15 protein-coding genes are annotated in these 16,332 nt (G+C 66.4%); 6 read left to right on the forward strand and 9 right to left on the reverse strand.

Annotated features, from left to right (window positions below):
• A partial coding sequence (locus Q1A36_RS08875) for an autotransporter domain-containing protein (RefSeq protein ID WP_299842299.1) occupies positions 1 to 1,892 on the forward strand: 1,892 nt, incomplete at its 5' end.
• 158 nt (positions 1,893 to 2,050) lie between these two features.
• Positions 2,051 to 3,754, forward strand: a complete 1,704-nt coding sequence (ade, locus tag Q1A36_RS08880; RefSeq protein WP_299842302.1) for an adenine deaminase — start codon at positions 2,051 to 2,053, stop codon at positions 3,752 to 3,754.
• A gap of 7 nt (positions 3,755 to 3,761) precedes the next feature.
• On the opposite strand, the gene Q1A36_RS08885 is transcribed toward ade, so the two are convergent.
• From Q1A36_RS08885 to Q1A36_RS08905, 5 genes are all read right to left on the reverse strand, one after another.
• Entirely contained in the window at positions 3,762 to 4,463 is a 702-nt protein-coding gene (locus tag Q1A36_RS08885; protein WP_299842305.1) for an ABC transporter ATP-binding protein, read from the reverse strand.
• Entirely contained in the window at positions 4,450 to 5,256 is an 807-nt protein-coding gene (locus Q1A36_RS08890; protein WP_299842308.1) for an ABC transporter ATP-binding protein, read from the reverse strand. Before Q1A36_RS08890 ends, Q1A36_RS08885 begins: the two co-directional genes overlap by 14 nt.
• Positions 5,253 to 6,209, reverse strand: coding sequence for a branched-chain amino acid ABC transporter permease (locus Q1A36_RS08895; protein ID WP_299842311.1), 957 nt, complete (start codon positions 6,207 to 6,209; stop codon positions 5,253 to 5,255). The genes Q1A36_RS08890 and Q1A36_RS08895 overlap by 4 nt, the downstream gene beginning before the upstream one ends.
• A gap of 2 nt (positions 6,210 to 6,211) precedes the next feature.
• On the reverse strand, positions 6,212 to 7,084 hold the full coding sequence (locus Q1A36_RS08900; RefSeq protein WP_299842314.1) for a branched-chain amino acid ABC transporter permease: 873 nt from the start codon (positions 7,082 to 7,084) through the stop codon (positions 6,212 to 6,214).
• Positions 7,085 to 7,165: 81 nt separating this feature from the next.
• Positions 7,166 to 8,311 (reverse strand): ABC transporter substrate-binding protein, encoded by a 1,146-nt coding sequence (locus tag Q1A36_RS08905; protein ID WP_299842317.1) that lies wholly within the window; start codon positions 8,309 to 8,311, stop codon positions 7,166 to 7,168.
• Positions 8,312 to 8,510: 199 nt separating this feature from the next.
• Here Q1A36_RS08905 and paaG point away from each other — a divergent pair, with 199 nt between their 5' ends.
• Genes paaG through Q1A36_RS08925 form a run of 4 tightly spaced genes read left to right on the forward strand, consistent with a single transcriptional unit; the run spans position 8,511 to position 11,748 of the window.
• Entirely contained in the window at positions 8,511 to 9,305 is a 795-nt protein-coding gene (gene paaG / locus Q1A36_RS08910; protein WP_299842320.1) for a 2-(1,2-epoxy-1,2-dihydrophenyl)acetyl-CoA isomerase PaaG, read from the forward strand.
• Positions 9,302 to 9,766, forward strand: a complete 465-nt coding sequence (gene paaI / locus Q1A36_RS08915; RefSeq protein WP_299842324.1) for a hydroxyphenylacetyl-CoA thioesterase PaaI — start codon at positions 9,302 to 9,304, stop codon at positions 9,764 to 9,766. Before paaG ends, paaI begins: the two co-directional genes overlap by 4 nt.
• A gap of 31 nt (positions 9,767 to 9,797) precedes the next feature.
• On the forward strand, positions 9,798 to 11,108 hold the full coding sequence (gene paaK / locus Q1A36_RS08920; protein WP_299842327.1) for a phenylacetate--CoA ligase PaaK: 1,311 nt from the start codon (positions 9,798 to 9,800) through the stop codon (positions 11,106 to 11,108).
• A 40-nt stretch (positions 11,109 to 11,148) separates the two neighbouring features.
• On the forward strand, positions 11,149 to 11,748 hold the full coding sequence (locus Q1A36_RS08925) for a TetR/AcrR family transcriptional regulator (RefSeq protein ID WP_101754595.1): 600 nt from the start codon (positions 11,149 to 11,151) through the stop codon (positions 11,746 to 11,748).
• 77 nt (positions 11,749 to 11,825) lie between these two features.
• On the opposite strand, the gene paaZ is transcribed toward Q1A36_RS08925, so the two are convergent.
• From paaZ to paaD, 4 genes are read right to left on the reverse strand one after another with little or no spacing between them, the layout of a single operon-like run.
• Positions 11,826 to 13,877, reverse strand: coding sequence for a phenylacetic acid degradation bifunctional protein PaaZ (paaZ, locus tag Q1A36_RS08930; protein ID WP_299842333.1), 2,052 nt, complete (start codon positions 13,875 to 13,877; stop codon positions 11,826 to 11,828).
• A gap of 39 nt (positions 13,878 to 13,916) precedes the next feature.
• A complete protein-coding gene (locus Q1A36_RS08935) occupies positions 13,917 to 14,669 on the reverse strand; it encodes a Phenylacetic acid catabolic protein (RefSeq protein ID WP_299842335.1) in 753 nt (250 codons plus the stop codon).
• Between the two features lie 23 nt (positions 14,670 to 14,692).
• Positions 14,693 to 15,769 carry a 1,2-phenylacetyl-CoA epoxidase subunit PaaE gene (paaE, locus tag Q1A36_RS08940; RefSeq protein ID WP_299842337.1) on the reverse strand — a complete coding sequence of 359 codons (1,077 nt, stop codon included), beginning with the start codon at positions 15,767 to 15,769 and terminating at the stop codon, positions 14,693 to 14,695.
• A 31-nt stretch (positions 15,770 to 15,800) separates the two neighbouring features.
• Entirely contained in the window at positions 15,801 to 16,331 is a 531-nt protein-coding gene (gene paaD / locus Q1A36_RS08945; protein ID WP_299842340.1) for a 1,2-phenylacetyl-CoA epoxidase subunit PaaD, read from the reverse strand.
• Between the last annotated feature and the right edge of the window lies 1 nt (position 16,332).

A 16,332-nucleotide genomic window follows, 5' to 3' on the forward strand; every position in this document is an offset into this window, starting at 1 on the left:
ATGCGCCGCAGGTGCTGACCTTCAGCCTCGTTGTGAATGACGGGGTCGAGGCTTCCCCTGCCGACACCGTTCAGATCTCCGTCACCCCGCCAGCGAACACCCCGCCGACGGCCAATGCCGGGCCGGACCAGATTCTTGCCTCGGGTGCCAGCGTCACGCTGGATGGCAGCGCCTCCACGCCGAATGATGGCGGGCAGAGCCTGACTTATGCCTGGACCCAGACCGCCGGCACGGCTGTCACGCTCAACAATGCCACCAGCGTCACGCCCGGCTTTACCGCGCCCACGCTGGCCGTGGGCGATGCGCCGCAGGTGCTGACCTTCAGCCTCGTTGTGAATGACGGGGTCGCGGCTTCCCCTGCCGACACCGTTCAGATCACCGTCACCCCGCCAGCGAACACCCCGCCCACGGCCGATGCCGGGCCGGATCAGACGGTCGCCTCGGGTGCCGGCGTCACGCTGGATGGGGGTGCCTCCTCGGCCAATGACACGGGCCAGAGCCTGACTTTCGCCTGGCGCCAGACCGGTGGTCCGCCGGTGGTGCTGAGCGGGGCCGACCGGTCCACAGCGCAGTTCACCGCACCCCTGCTCCAACCGGGCGAAGCGGCAGAGGCGCTGAGCTTCAGCCTCTCGGTGCATGACGGCATCGATCCGTCACCGGCGGATAGCCTGCGGGTCATGGTGCTGCCGCCCGGTGATACCACGCCGCCGACCGCCGAACTGGCCTATGCCGGCGACAGCTTTGTGCCGGGCGAGACCATCGCCGTCACCATCAGCTTCTCGGAACCGGTCAGCGGACTGGCGGCGGGCGATCTGCGCGGCAATGGCCGGGTGGTATCGCTGTCGGGCACGGGCGCAAGCTACAGCGCACGGATCGCGACTCCCGCCACCGGCGAGAACCTGACGGTCGCCCTGCCCGAGGGTGCGGCCGAGGATGCGGCGGGCAATCTCAGCCTTGCCGTCCGGCCGCTGACGATCCGCGCCAATCTGGCGGGAATGGCCCGCGAGGTCGCGGCGCAGGGGATGACGGCACGCGGTCGCGCGCTGATCGCCGCGCAACCCAGGCTGCGCAGCTTCTTCGATCCCGCAGGCGGCAGCGGCGACGCGATGATGCTGGCGGGTGCCGGTACGATCGATATCGCCTATGTCTCGGAGGCGGGCTGGTGGGTCAATGCCCAGGGCGAATGGTCCGATATCGAGGGGGCCGACAGCGACTATGTGAACCTGACGCTGGGGGCGCATGTCTATCGTGGCACCAACAACCTGATGGGCCTCATGCTGCAACTTGACCGCAGCATGACCGATGTCCGTGAACCCATAGGCCGGTTTGAAGGCGATGGCTGGCTGGTCGGCCCCTATTGGGCCGGGCGGCTGACCGATCAGCCGCTGGTCTTCTCGGCCTCTGCACTCTGGGGGCAGACCGCCAACACCGTCACCCTGCCGGGTCTGACCGAGGATGATGTGGAGGGCGAACGCTGGCTCATGACCGCCGGGGTCGAGGGTCGCCATGGAATCGGCAATGGTTCCGTGCTGATCCCCTCGCTGGACCTGTCGCATCTGAAGGACAGTCTCGACGCCTATCGCGACAGCCGCGGTGATGTCGTGGCCGGGCAGCAGCTGGTCATGATCGAGGCCGAATTCGGCCTGGGTCTCGAGGTGCCGGTCGCGGTCAAGAATGGGGTGATGACGCTGAGCGGCGGGCTGTCGGGGACCTATTCGCGGACCCGCGCCCTGAACGTGCGCCGTGAGAACTGGCGCGGCGCGATCGAGCTGGGGGTCGACTACGACATGGCGAACCGGGGGTGGCTGCGCCTCGCGGCCCGCTATGACGGGATCGGGCAGGAAGACTACAAGGCCTGCAGCATCGACCTGACCTATCGGCAGGAGTTCTGATCGCGACGGCCAGTCCTGCCTGCGCCGCCTGCCTGCCCGCCTGCCTGCACCGCATGACTGCCCCGCCCGCCGTCCCGGTGGCCGGCGCCTCTCTTTACAAGGCCCGCCCCTTGGCCGACAACCGCAGGTCAGTCATCCCGGCTGATGCAGGAGCCGCCATGCCGACCCTTCCGCCCCTTCCTGACCTGATCGACCAGGCCCATGGCCGCGCGCCCGCCGATCTGGTCCTGCGCGGCGGGCTGGTGCTGGACCTGGTGACTGGCGATCTGCTCGAGGGCGATGTGGCGATCTGCGGCACGACCATCGTCGGCACCTGCGCGGAATACGAGGGCCGCGAGGTCATCGACGTCAGCGGCAAGATCCTCGTGCCGGGCTTCATCGACACGCATCTGCATATCGAAAGCTCCTGCGTCACGCCCTTCGAATTTGACCGCTGCGTGTGCCCCAAGGGCGTCACCACCGCCATCTGCGACCCCCACGAGATTGCCAATGTCGCGGGCCTCGCCGGTATCTGCTATTTCCTCGACGCCAGCGCCCATACGCTGATGGATATCCGGGTGCAGCTCTCCTCCTGCGTGCCCTCGACCAATATGGAGACGGCGGGCGCACGGCTGGAGGTGGGCGATCTGACCCCGCTGATGGATCATCCGGCGGTGATCGGGCTGGCCGAGTTCATGAATTACCCGGGCGTGATCCACAAGGACCCGGGCGCGCTGGCGAAGCTCGAGGCCTTTCGTGGCCGCCATATCGACGGCCATGCGCCCTTGGTCCGGGGCCGCGACCTGAACGCCTATCTTGCCGCCGGCATCCGCACCGAGCACGAGGCGACCAGCGCCGCCGAGGCGCGCGAGAAGTTGCAGAAGGGGATGCGGGTGCTGATCCGCGAGGGCTCGGTCAGCAAGGATCTCAACGCGCTGATCCCGCTGATGACCGAGCGGAATTCCCCCTATCTCTGCCTCTGCACCGATGACCGCAACCCGCTGGACATCGCCGAGCACGGGCATCTGGATTACATGATCCGCACCGCCATCGCGGCTGGCGTCGCGCCGCTGGTCGCCTATCGCGCCGCCAGCCTGTCGGCTGCCGAGGCCTTCGGGTTGAAGGATCGCGGCCAGATCGCGCCGGGCAAGCGCGCCGATATCGTGGTGCTGGGCGATCTGGCCGAGTGCCGGGCGGACCTGGTGATCGCCGGCGGACGGGTGGTCGATGATGCGGCCTTCGCCGCGCGCGGCACGGTTGCGCCGGTGGCGCGACATTCGGTGAAACCGCCGGCCATCAGCGCCGAGTCCTTCCGTTATGCCGGCAACCGGGCCGAGACGCCGGTGATCGGCATCCTGCCCGGCAAGATCATCACCGAGCATCTGACCGAGGACATCACCCCCGAAAGCGGCGACAAGCGCCCCGATCCGGCCCGTGACCTCGCCCGCGTCACTGTGATCGAGCGCCATGGCAGGAACGGCAATATCGCCAATGGCTTCGTGCGCGGCTTCGGCATGACCAAGGGTGCCATCGCCGCCACCGTCTGCCATGACCACCACAACATCATCGCCGTCGGCGTCGATTACGCCGACATGGCGCTGGCCGCACAGCGGCTGGCCGAGATCGAGGGCGGCTTTGTCGTGGCCGAGGGCGGCAAGGTGCAGGCGGAACTGGCGCTGCCGATCGCCGGGCTGATGAGCCTCGAACCCTTCGAGGTGGTCGAACAGCAGTTGCGCGATCTGCGCGCCGCCGCGCTGGGGCTGGGGGTCACACTGGAGGAGCCGTTCCTGCAGATGGCCTTCCTTGCCCTGCCGGTGATCCCGCATCTGAAGATCACCGATCACGGCATGGTCGACGTGGACCGGTTCGAGGTGATGCCCTAGCCGGGGGTCACACCCCCAGATAGGCTTCGCGGATGCGCGGATCTGCGATCAGCTCGGCCGCCGGGCCCTCCATGGTGATCTGGCCGGTCTCCATCACGTAACCCCGGTCGGCGATCTTCAGCGCGCCAAAGGCGTTCTGTTCGACCAAGAGCACGGTGACGCCAAGCGATTTCAGCTCGCTGACCACATCGAAGATCTGCTGCACGATGATCGGCGCAAGCCCCATCGACGGCTCGTCCAGCAACAGGCAGGCCGGTCGTGCCATCAGCGCGCGGGCCATGGCCAGCATCTGCTGCTGACCGCCCGACAACCCGCCCGCCGCCAGGTTGCGCTTTTCCCGCAGGATCGGGAACATGTGGAAGGCTTCGTCCATGTCCTTCTCGACCCGGTCATCGCGGTATTGATAGGCGCCAAGCCGCAGGTTCTCCTCGACCGTCAGGTTGGTGAAGATCTGCCGCCCCTCGGGCGATTGCGCCAGACCGCGATGGATGCGCTTGTAGGCCGGCACGGTGGTCAGCGCCTCGCCGCGGAAATGGATGGCCCCCGCCGAGACCGGCTGGATGCCCGAGAGGCATTTCAGCAGCGTGGTCTTGCCCGCGCCATTGGCACCCACCACGGTCACGATCTCGCCCGAATCGACGGTCAGATTGATACCGTGCAGCACCTCGATCCGGCCGTATTTCGACCGCAAGCCTTCAACCTTGAGCATCGGCGGTCTCCGTTTCTGAGGCGGTTTGGGCATCGGTTCCCAGGTAGGCGGCGATGACCGCCGGGTCGCGGCTGATCGTGGCCGGGTCGCCCTCGGCGATCTTCTCGCCATGATCCAGCACGACGATATGGTTCGAGATGCGCATGACCATCTTCATGTCATGCTCGACCAGCAGGATCGCGACGCCCGACGCCGCGACCTCGGCGATCAGGTGGTCGATTTCCTCGGTCTCGACGGCATTGCAGCCGGCGGCGGGTTCATCGAGCAGCAGGATTTTCGGCGACAGCGCCAGCGCCCGGGCGATTTCCAGCCGCTTCAATGCGCCATAGGACAGGCTGCCGGCTTCGCGATCCGCCGCCCGGTCCAGACCGACGCGGGTCAGCAGCGCCCGCGCGCCCTCCGCCGCCGCCGCTGCCCGCCGGCGCGAGCCGGGCAGGTTCAGAAGATCGGCCAGCACCGAGCCGCGCTCGGTCAGGTGATAGCCGGCGATGGCGTTTTCCAGCACGGTCATCGACTGGAAGATCTGCAGGTTCTGGAAGGTCCGCGACATGCCGCGCTGCGCCAGAAGGTTCGGCGAGAGGCCGGTCACGTCCTCGCCCCCCAGCATGACCTTGCCGCGCCCCGGCAGGTAGATGCCCGAGATCATGTTGAACAGCGTGGTCTTGCCCGCCCCGTTCGGGCCGATGACCGAGACGATCTCGCCCGGACGGACGGTAAAGCTGACATCATCGACGGCCTTCAGCCCGCCGAAGGTGATGCCCAGCCCCTCGATCGACAGAAGATGCTCGCTCATGCCTCGGCCCCCCGGAGTTTGCGCAGGATCGACGGCAGCAGGCCCGCCGGCAGGAAGATCATCACCAGCATCATCACCAGCCCAAGGATCAGCTGTTCATATTCGCCGAAGGCGGTCAGCACCTGCGGCAGCAGCGTCAGGACCGCCGTGCCGAAGACCGCGCCAAGGACCGAGCCGACGCCACCCAGAACCGCCATCGTCACCATCTCGATCGAGTGCATGAAGCCGGCGACATCGGGGGTGATGAACTTGTTCTGCAACGCAAGCAGCGAGCCCGAGACCGAGGCATAGACCGCCGAGATGACGAAGGCCTTCAGCTTTTCGCGGGCCACATCGACGCCGACCACGCGGGCGGCGATTTCCGATCCGTGCAGCGCCCGAAGCGCCCGGCCCGTGGGGCTGTGATAGAGGTTAAGCGCCAGCCAGGCCCCGATCAGCAGGCAGATGCCGCTGAAGAAATACCAGAACTGGCCGTTGCTGAGATCAAGGCCCCAGTCCTTCAGCACCCCGCGCAGCCCCAGATCGGGCACCTCCATCCCGTCGGGACCGCCGGTCAGCTGGCGTTCATTGTTCAGCACCATCGAGACGAGGATGCCGAAACCAAGCGTGGCGACGCCGAGGTAATAGCCCTTCAGCCGCAGGATCGGGCGACCGACGAGCCAAGCAAGGACCGCCGAGATCAGCGCGCCCAGCACCGCCGCCAGCGCCGGATGCAGGCCCAGATGCACCGGGGCCAGCGCGCAGGCATAGGCGCCGATCCCGGCAAAGCCCGCATGGCCAAGGCTGATCTGGCCGGCATAGCCGGTCAGGATGACGATGCCGGTGACGGCGAAGGCGTTGACGAAGATCAGCGCGCCGACGCGGTAGTAATAGCCCGAGGGAAACAGCATCGGGCTGATCGCCACGAGGGCCAGCAGGACCAGCAGGGTGACATGTTTGGAGGAAAGCTTCATGGTCACACCCGCTCGGTCGATTTGCGGCCGAAAAGGCCCTGCGGCAGGAAGAAAAGGACCGCGAGGATGATGATGAAGGCCGCCGCGTCCTTGTATTGCGAGGAGAGATATCCCGCCGTCAGCGCCTCCATCAGCCCCAGCAACAACCCTCCGACCAAGGCGCCCTTGGGATTGCCCATCCCGCCCAGCATGGCGGCGGCGAAACCCTTCAGCGCCAAGGCAAGCCCCACGTCATAGGAGGTCATGGTGATCGGGCTGATCAGCACCCCGGCCAGCGCGCCGATGCCCGCCGACAGCGCGAAGGAGAGGGTCATGACGAAATTGGTGTTGATCCCCACAAGCTGCGCCGCCAGCCGGTTGTTCGAGGTCGCCAGCACCGCGCGGCCCAGGAGCGTGCGGGTGAAGAACAGCCACAGTCCGATGAAGACCAGAACCGCGCCCAGGATCACCCACAGGCTTTGCGGCAGGATCGTCGCGCCCATGATGCGGATCGGCGTGTCGCCCGAGATCGAGGGATAGGTGTGGATCTGCTTGCCGAAGATCAGCTGTGTCCCGCCGCGAATGAAGATCGAGGCGCCGATGGTGATGATGATCAGCGACACGACCGGCGCACCGCGCGCGGGCTCGATGGCGAGCTTGTTCATGAGGACGCCCATCGCCGCCGTGGCTAGGATGGCGATCACCGCCGCCAGCAGAAGCGGCAGCCCCGCCGCCGAACCGGCAAAGGTCAGCATCCCGCCCAGCATGACGAACTCGCCCTGGGCGAAGTTCACCACATCCGAGGCGTTGTAGATGATGGTAAAGCCAAGCGCGACCAGCGCGTAGACCGCGCCGACAGTCACCCCTGAGAAGAGGAATTGCAGAAGCTCGGACATGAGGCTCTCCGGCAGGCAGGGCAGGCCGTCACGCGGCCCGGTGAAAGCCCCCGCGCCCGTCAGGGGCGCGGGGCGCTCGGATCACTCGACCAGGGTCCAGCCGCCGTCCTTGATTTCCAGCATGCGGAAGGCCGAGAGGTCGAGACCCAGATGGTTTTCGGCGCTCATGTTGTAGATGCCGGTGGTGCCGGCCAGGCCGGTGGTCGCCTCGATGGCATCGCGGATCGCCGCCGGATCGGCCTCGCCCGCGGTGGTGATGGCGTTCGACAGGATCAGCCAGGCGTCATTGGCATAGCCGCCGAAGGTGCTGACCGGGGTGCTGTACTTGCCCTCGAAGGCAGTCTTGTAGGCATCGACGACCGGCTTTTGCGCGTCATCCGCCGCCAGAAGGCCCGGCACCAGCAGCGCGGTGCCCGGCAGGCGCACGCCATTGGCGGCATCGGCACCGGCCAGCTCGATGAAGCCGTCCGAGGCGACACCATGCGACTGGTAAAGCGGCAGCTCGATCGCCAGCTGCTTGTAGTTGCGGGTGACGATCGACGGGCCCTGGCCGAAGCCCGGGTTCAGCACCGCCTGGACGCCCGCCGTATTCTTGATCTTGGTCAGCTGCGCGGTCATGTCGGCATCGGTCGGGTTATAGGTCTCGTCCGCGGCGATGGTGATGCCGTAATCGCCGACCACGTCCTTGCACTGTGCCTGCATCGAGGCACCGAAGCCGTCGGTGCCCGAGATCATGCCGATGGTGGTGATCTGACGCTTCTGCATGTCCTCGAAGATCTTTTCGCAGGCCATGCGGTCGGTATGCGGGGTCTTGAAGGTGAAGGGGCGCACCGGGTCGATGATCTCGATGGCACCGGCAAGCGAGATGAACGGGATCTCGGCATCCTCGGCCACCGAGGCGATGGACATGGTGGTGCCGGTGGTCGAGCCGCCGATGATCGCCACGACCTCGTCATCCTCGACCAGACGGGTGGCGAAGGTGCGCGCCTTGTTCGGATCGCCGCCGTCGTCATAGAGGACCAGCGCGATTTCCTCGCCATTCAGCCCACCGGCGGCATTGGCCTCTTCGACCAGCATCTCCAGCGTCTTCGCCTCGGGATCGCCAAGGAAGGCGGCGGGGCCGGTGGCCGACAGGGTGGCGCCGATGCGGATCTCGGCCGAGGCCGCCGAGGCAAGGCCAAGCGCCAGCAGCGTGGACAGGGCGGTGGTGGTCAGGGTCGTTTTCATGGGGCTCCTCCCAGAGCGTTGATTATGGGTCAGCGCGCGTTCGTCCTGTTGACCGGTCGGCGGCCGTCGCAGATTGTCGTCATGCGCTCCTCCCCCAAGGCGGTCCTGACGTTGCGTTACATTTATCATTGACCGACCGGTCGGTCTATGCAACACATTTCTGCGAGGGCCCGACAATTTTCGGGCAAGGAGGACGACCATGACCAGTTCCCGGACCGTGCTGTCGGCGCTTGCCGATGGCGTGCTGACGCTGACCCTGAACCGCCCCGACAAGCTGAATGCCTTTGACGAGGAGATGCACCTTGCCTTGCGCGAAGGGCTACAGCGGGCGCATGACGATCAGGACGTGCGGGCGGTGCTGTTGACCGGGGCCGGGCGCGGCTTCTGCGCCGGGCAGGATCTGGGCAATCGCGATCCGCGCAAGGGCGGGCCGAAGCCCGATCTGGGTTCGACGCTGGAACGGTTCTACAATCCCAACATGCGGATGATCCGCTCACTGTCGAAGCCGGTCATCTGCGCGGTGAACGGCGTGGCGGCGGGGGCCGGGGCGAACATGGCGTTGGTCTGCGACATCGTGCTGGCAGCGCGCTCGGCGAAATTCATCCAGGCCTTCTCGAAGATCGGGCTGGTCCCCGATTCCGGCGGCACCTGGAGCCTGCCCCGGATCATCGGCGAGCCGCGCGCCAAGGCGCTGATGCTCACCGCCGAGCCGCTGATAGCCGAGACTGCCGCCGACTGGGGGCTGATCTGGAAGGCCGTCGATGACGAGGCGCTGATGACCGAGGCCCATGCCCTTGCCGCCCGGCTGGCCGCCGGCGCGACCCTTGGGCTGGGCCTGACCAAGGAGCTGATCCAGGCCGCCGCGACCACCAGTTTCGACGAGCAGCTCGATCTGGAACGCGACTCCCAGCAGCGCGCCGGCCACAGCGCCGATTACGCCGAGGGCGTCACCGCCTTCCTCGAGAAACGCAAGCCGGAGTTCACGGGTCAATGACAAACGCGCCAATGAAACCCGTCCGCGAGATGACCCCGCAGGAACTGGCCGAGGCCTCGGCCCGCGCCATGTGGAACGACGATTCGGCCAGCCAGCGCCTTGGCATGAGCCTTGACCACATCGCCCCGGGCGCGGCGACGCTGTCGATGACCATCACCGCCGACATGTCGAACGGCCATGGCAATTGCCATGGCGGCTACATGTTCACGCTGGCCGACAGCGCCTTTGCCTTTGCCTGCAACAGCTACAACACCCTGACCGTGGCGCAGCATTGCAGCGTGACCTTCCTGGAACCGGGCCGCATCGGCGACCGGCTGACCGCCACCGCGACCGAGGTGTCGCGCCGCGGCCGCTCGGGCATCTACGACATTCGCCTGACCAACCAGGACGGCGTGCACGTGGCCGAATTCCGCGGCCATTCGCGCAGCGTCAAGGGCACCCATCTGCCGGTCGAGGACTGACCGGACCGCGATCTTTGCAAGGGAGGATTCCATGCACCCCACATCCCGCCAGACCCGAGAGCTCGACCCGATCGAAACCGCCTCGCGCGACGAGATCGCGGCGCTGCAATTCCACCGGATGAAGCGATCGCTGAAACATGCCTATGAAAACTCGCCCTTCTACCGCAAGCGCTTCATCGAGGCGGATATCCACCCCGAGGACCTGAAGACGCTGGCCGATCTGGCCAGGTTCCCCTTCACCGTGAAGCAGGACCTGCGCGACAGCTATCCTTTCGGCATGTTCGCCGTGCCTCAATCGAAACTGGCGCGCATCCATGGCTCGTCCGGGACCACCGGCAAGCCCACCGTGGTCGGCTATACCACTGGCGATATCGACAACTGGGCCAATCTCGTCGCCCGCTCGATCCGGGCGGCGGGCGGGCGGCCCGGCGACATGCTGCACAATGCCTATGGTTATGGCCTCTTCACCGGCGGGCTCGGCGCCCATGCCGGGGCCGAGCGCCTTGGCTGCACCGTGGTGCCGATGTCGGGCGGCATGACCGAGCGGCAGGTGACGCTGATCAACGATTTCAAGCCGCGCATCATCATGGTGACGCCCAGCTACATGCTGTCGATCCTCGACGAGTTCCACCGTCAGGGCCTCGATCCGCGCGAAAGCTCGCTGGAGGTCGGCATCTTCGGGGCCGAGCCCTGGACCAATGCCATGCGCGAAGAGATCGAGCAGGCCTTCAACATGCAGGCGGTCGACATCTATGGCCTGTCCGAGATCATGGGGCCGGGCGTGGCGCAGGAATGCGTCGAGACCAAGGACGGGCTGCATGTCTGGGAGGATCACTTCTATCCCGAGATCATCAACCCCGAGACCGGCGAGGTGCTGCCCGATGGCGAGATGGGCGAGTTGGTCTTCACCACGCTGACCAAGGAAGCCCTGCCGATGGTGCGCTATCGCACCCGCGACCTGACGCGCATCCTGCCCGGCACCGCCCGCACCCATCGCCGGATCGAGAAGATCACCGGGCGCAGCGACGACATGATCATCCTGCGCGGCGTCAACGTCTTCCCCACCCAGATCGAGGAACAGATCCTGAAATGCGCCGGTCTCGCCCCGCATTTCCAGATCGAGCTGACCCGTGCGGGACGCATGGACACCATGACCGTCCATGTCGAATGCACCCCCGATCAGTCCAGCGACGACGCCCGGGCCAAGGCCGCGAAGGACCTGGTGCATCACATCAAGAGCGTGGTCGGCGTCTCGACCAAGGTCAACGTGCTCGAGCCGAATGGCGTGGCGCGGTCCGAGGGCAAGGCCAAGCGGGTGGTGGACAACCGCCCCAAGGAATGACAGCAGACTGCCCCGGGGCAGGTGACGCGAAGGAGAGTTCATGGCTCGGACACGAGCGATCGATTTCGAGGAAAAACGACGCGGCATCCTGGACAGCGCCGCCGAGGTCTTCGCCGAACAGGGCATGGAAAAAGCGTCCATGGCCCAGATCGCGGCGCATGGGCAGGTGTCCAAGGCGCTGCTTTACCATTACTATCCCGGCAAGGACGCGCTGATCTTCGCGATCATCATCACCCATCTGCAGGAGCTGGACGAGGCGATCGAGGCCGCCGATGACCCGGCGCTGACGCCCGAGGCGCGGCTGCGGGTGCTGGTGGGCAGCGTGCTGATGCAATATCGCGGCGCCGACAACCAGCACAAGGTTCAGCTGAACGCCGCCTCGCAGCTGTCGGACGAACAGAAGGCCCAGATCCACGAGATCGAGCGCCGCATCGTCCGCCGCTTTGCCGCCGTGCTGCGCGAGATCAACCCCGACCTCGACGACCGCGAACGGCCCTTGCTGCAACCCGTCACCATGTCGCTCTTCGGGATGATGAACTGGGTCTACATGTGGTTCAAGGATGGCGGCCGGATCAGCCGCGACGACTATGCCGACGTGGCCACGACGCTGATCCTCGAGGGCATCAAGTCGGTCCGCTGACCTTCGGCTTCATCTTGGCGCAAATATCCCGGGGGGAGTCCGGCACGGACGGGGGGCAGCGTCCCCCTGCCCTGTTGTCAGCCGGCCAATGGCCAGGTCTTTGCCACGATGGTCAGCACGTCATATTGCGCCACGACCTCGTCCTTCTGGTTCGTCACCCGGCAATCCCACCGCACCTCGCCATGTTCGGCCGACTCGCGCGGATTGACCTCCTTGCAGGTCAGCCGCACCTGCAGGCTGTCGCCGAAATAGACCGGGGTGAGGAAGCGCATGTTGTCGACGCCGTAATTCGCCAGCACCGGGCCGGGATTGGGCTCGACGAACAGCCCCGCCGCGAAGGAGGCGATCAGGTAGCCATGCGCCACCCGGTCATCGAAGAACGGGTTCGCCTTGGCCGCCGCCTCGTCCATATGGGCGTAGAAGGTGTCGCCGGTGAAATGGGCGAAATGTTCCACGTCGTCCTTGGTGATGACCCGGCTGGCCGTGACCAGCTGGTCGCCGATCCTGAGTTCCGCCAGCGACTTGCGGAAGGGATGTTCGCCCTGTTGGGTATCGGCGCCCTCGATCCAGCGCCCGGTCACGGCTGACAGCAGACGCGGCGCACCCTGAACGGCGCTGCGCTGCATGTAATGCTTCACACCGCGAATGCCGCCCATCTCTTCGCCACCACCCGCGCGGCCCGGCCCGCCATGGACCAGCGGTGCCAGCGGCGAGCCATGCCCCGTCGAGCTCTTGGCCGAGGCGCGGTTGCCGATCAGCACCCGGCCATGCCAGGGCGCGACACCCAGAACCAGTTCCTCGGCCACGCGCGGATCGTCGGTAAAGACCGAGGAGACCAGCGAGCCCTTGCCCAGTTTCGCCAGCGCGATCGCCTCGTCCAGCCCGTCATAGGGCATGACCGTTGCCACCGGCCCGAAAGCCTCGACATCATGAACCGGCGCGGCGTTGAAGGGTTTCTCCGCATACATCAGCACCGGATTGAGGAAGGCCCCGGCCTCGGCATCGCCGGAACTCAGCCGCACCGCGCCCGGATCGCCGGCGACGATCTCGGCCACCGCCTGCAGCTCGCGGATGCGCTCGCGCACCTCCTCGCGCTGGTCCTGGCTGGCCAGCGGCCCCATGCGCGTGCCCTCGTCCCCCGGCAGGCCGACGGCGGTTTTCGCCAGCCGCTCGCCAAGCGCGGCGATCAGCGCGTCGGCATGCTGGCGCGGCACGAAGGCGCGGCGGATGGCGGTGCATTTCTGCCCGGCCTTCACCGTCATCTCGCGCGCGACCTCTTTCACGAACAGGTCAAACTCCGGCGTTCCCGGCGCGGCATCGGGACCGAGGATCGAGGCGTTCAGGCTGTCGGCCTCCATGGTGAAGCGCACCGAATTGGCGATGATCGCCGGATGCGCCTTCAGCTTGCGCCCGGTCCAGGCCGAGCCGGTGAAGGTCACCGCGTCCTGCGCCGTCACATGGTCCAGCAGATCGCCCACCGAGCCGCTGACCAGTTGCAGCGCGCCATCGGGCAGGATGCCGGTCTCGACGATGCGGCGCACCATCAGCTCGGTCAGATAGGCGGTCTGGCTGGCGGGCTTCACCAGACAGGGCATCCCGGCGAGCAGCGTCGGCGCGATCTTTTCCAGCATCCCCCAGATCGGGAAGTTGAAGGCGTTGATATGCACCGCCACGCCCTGCAGCGGCGTCAGGATATGCTGGGCGCTGAACGTATTGTCGCGCGACAACAGTTCCACATCGCCATCGACCATGACCCGGGCATTCGGCAATTCGCGCCGGCCCTTGGACGCAAAGGTCAGCATGGTGCCGATCCCGCCCTCGATATCGACCCAGGCATCGGCGCGCGTGGCGCCGGTATGCAGGCTTTCGGTGTAGAATTCTTCCTTCATCGCCATCAGCGCCAGCCCCAGCGCCTTCAGCATCGCCGCGCGCTCGTGGAAGGTCATGGCGCGCAGCTTCGGCCCCGCGACCTCACGGCCATAGGCCAGCGCGGCGCCGAAATCGATGCCGGTCGAGTCGATCAGCGCCACGGTCTGACCGGTGGCGGCATCCAGCAAAGGCACTCCGTCCTTCGCGCCGGCGGTCCAGCGACCACCAACATAGCTTTCAAGTCGGCGCGGTGTTGTCATGGCTTTTCCTCGGAAATTCTTTGGGGGATCAGATGCGGGTCAAAGGCCAAGCGCGGCCAGATGTCCGCCGGTCAGGTTCTGCCAGCGGGCCAGCAGATCCTCGTTCGTGGCATGGCGCAGGCCGAATTTCTTCAGCGTCTCGAAGCGGCCCGAATGGGCCATGCCGAAACCAGCCGCCACGCGCGGGCGCCAATAGGCGATGGCCTTCACCGCCTCACGCTTGCCCGCCTCGGTCGCCACGATCCGCTCCAGCCCTTCCAGACCCAGCTCGGCATGGCGCTTTTCGCGCGGGGCGATCTGGCGGAAGACCTCGGCCAGGGGGCCATAGGAGACGCGGGTCAGTTCGGTCATCTGCACATCGGTCGCCAGACCCTGCAGCACGTTCATCACCACCGCATCGGTCCAGCCGGTGATCGGGTAGTGCAGAACCGACAGGCGCATGTCGCCCGATTGGCGCGTGGTGCCCAGATCGGCATCGCGCGCCACCCGCGCATCCCATTGGTGCTGCGCCTGATAGCGGGCCATGTCGGTTCCGAAATCGGCCATCACCTCCAGCACGCGGCCGGCATGGTCGGCCTTTTCCAGCGTGATCCGGCTGGCGGCGATGCGTTCCTTGATGCCGGGGGCAAAGTTGATCGCATTGGCAAAGCCCGCCGAACCGGCCAGCTCGCTGTCAACGAAGGACGACATCAGCCGCATCAGCTCGCCACGATAGCGGGCGGGGGCGTTCCCCGGCGCGGTCAGGACGCCACCCTTGGCGAGATAGTCCTCGATGTTCATGGTCTCGGTCATGGCTGGTCTCCCCCCCCTGCCGGTCATTCGTCATAGGTCACGACCACCCGCTCGCTCAGCGGATAGGCCTGACAGCTCAGCACATAGCCGGCGCGAACCTCGTAATCTTCCAGCGCGTGGTTCACCGCCATCTCGACCTCGCCCTCCAGCACCTTGCAGCGGCAGGTCGAGCAGACCCCGGCCTTGCAGGAATAGGGCGCGTCCATGCTGTTGGCGATGGCGGCGTCCAGAATGGTCTCTCCCTGACGCGGCATCTGGAAATTGCGGGTGGCGCCGTCCAGCGTGACGGTGGCCTCGGTGCCGCTGCCCGGTTCCACCGCGTCGCGCGAGACGGCCTTGGCCTTGGCCCGGCCCGGCTGGCTGCTGGCGAACAGCTCGAACTTGATCTGCTCGTCCCCCAGCCCGTGATCGCGCAAGCCCTGCGCCACGGTCAGCATCATCGGCTCGGGGCCGCAGATGAAGGCGGTATCCACCCCCTCGGCCTCGATCCAGTGCTTGAACAGGCCCGCCATCTTCTCGGCATCGATCCGGCCGGTGAACAGGTCGATCTCCTGCCCCTCGGTCTCGAGGATATGCATGACGGCGAAGCGGCCGAGATAGAGGTTCTTCAGATCCTCCAGCTCTTCGCGGAACATGATCGAGTTGATCTGGCGGTTGGCATAGACCAGCGTGAAGCGCGATTTCGGCTCGCGCGCCAGCACCGTCTTGATGATCGACAGGACCGGGGTGATGCCCGAACCGGCGGCGAAGCCCAGATAGGTGCGGGCGGCGTCTGGGTCCAGCGCGGTGCTGAAGCGGCCCATCGGCGGCATCGCCTCGATCTCGTCGCCGGGCTGCAGGTTCTCGTTGGCCCAGGTCGAGAAGGCCCCGCCATCGACGCGCTTGATGCCCACGCGCAGCGCGCCCTCGTCCTTGCCGGCGCAGATGGAATAGGAACGGCGCAATTCCTCGCCGTCGAAATCGCGGCGGAAGGTCAGATACTGGCCTTGGGTGAAATCGAACAGCTCGCGATGCTCGTCCGAAGGCGCAAGGGTCACGACGACCGCATCGCGGGTTTCGCGACGCACATCCGTCACCTTCAGCGGGTGGAAGCGTGCCATGTGGGTATCCTTCCTGATGCGGAATGCAGTCTCAGATGCATTTGAAATAGTCGAAGGGCTCGAGGCAGTCGGTGCAGCGATAGCTGGCCTTGCAGGGGGTCGAGCCGAACTGGCTGACCTTTTCGGTCTTGGTCGAGCCGCATCGCGGGCATTCGATGGTCAGGTTCGACCCGCCCGCCATCCGCGCCACACGCCCGGCCAGCCGGCCATCGGCGGCAGTGCCATCGACCGGCGGCGTGATGCCATAGGCGCGCAGCTTCTCGCGCCCCTCGGCGCTGATCCAGTCGGTGGTCCAGGGCGGCGAGATCTGCCGTTTCAGCACCAGCTTCTCGATGCCGCGCTCGCGCAAAGCCGTCTCGATATCCAAGTTGATGATGCCGGTCGCCGGGCAGCCCGAATAGGTGGGCGTGACGGTGACGACCAGCACATCCCCCTGCCACTCGACATTGCGGATGATGCCCAGATCGGTCAGGCTGATGACCGGGATCTCGGGGTCCGGCACCTCGGACAGCCAGTCCCAGACCTGCGCCAGATCAGGCTGTGCGGCGGCGAGTTGTTCCACG

It is taken from the genome of uncultured Paracoccus sp., assembly GCF_947487305.1.
Classification (GTDB): domain Bacteria; phylum Pseudomonadota; class Alphaproteobacteria; order Rhodobacterales; family Rhodobacteraceae; genus Paracoccus.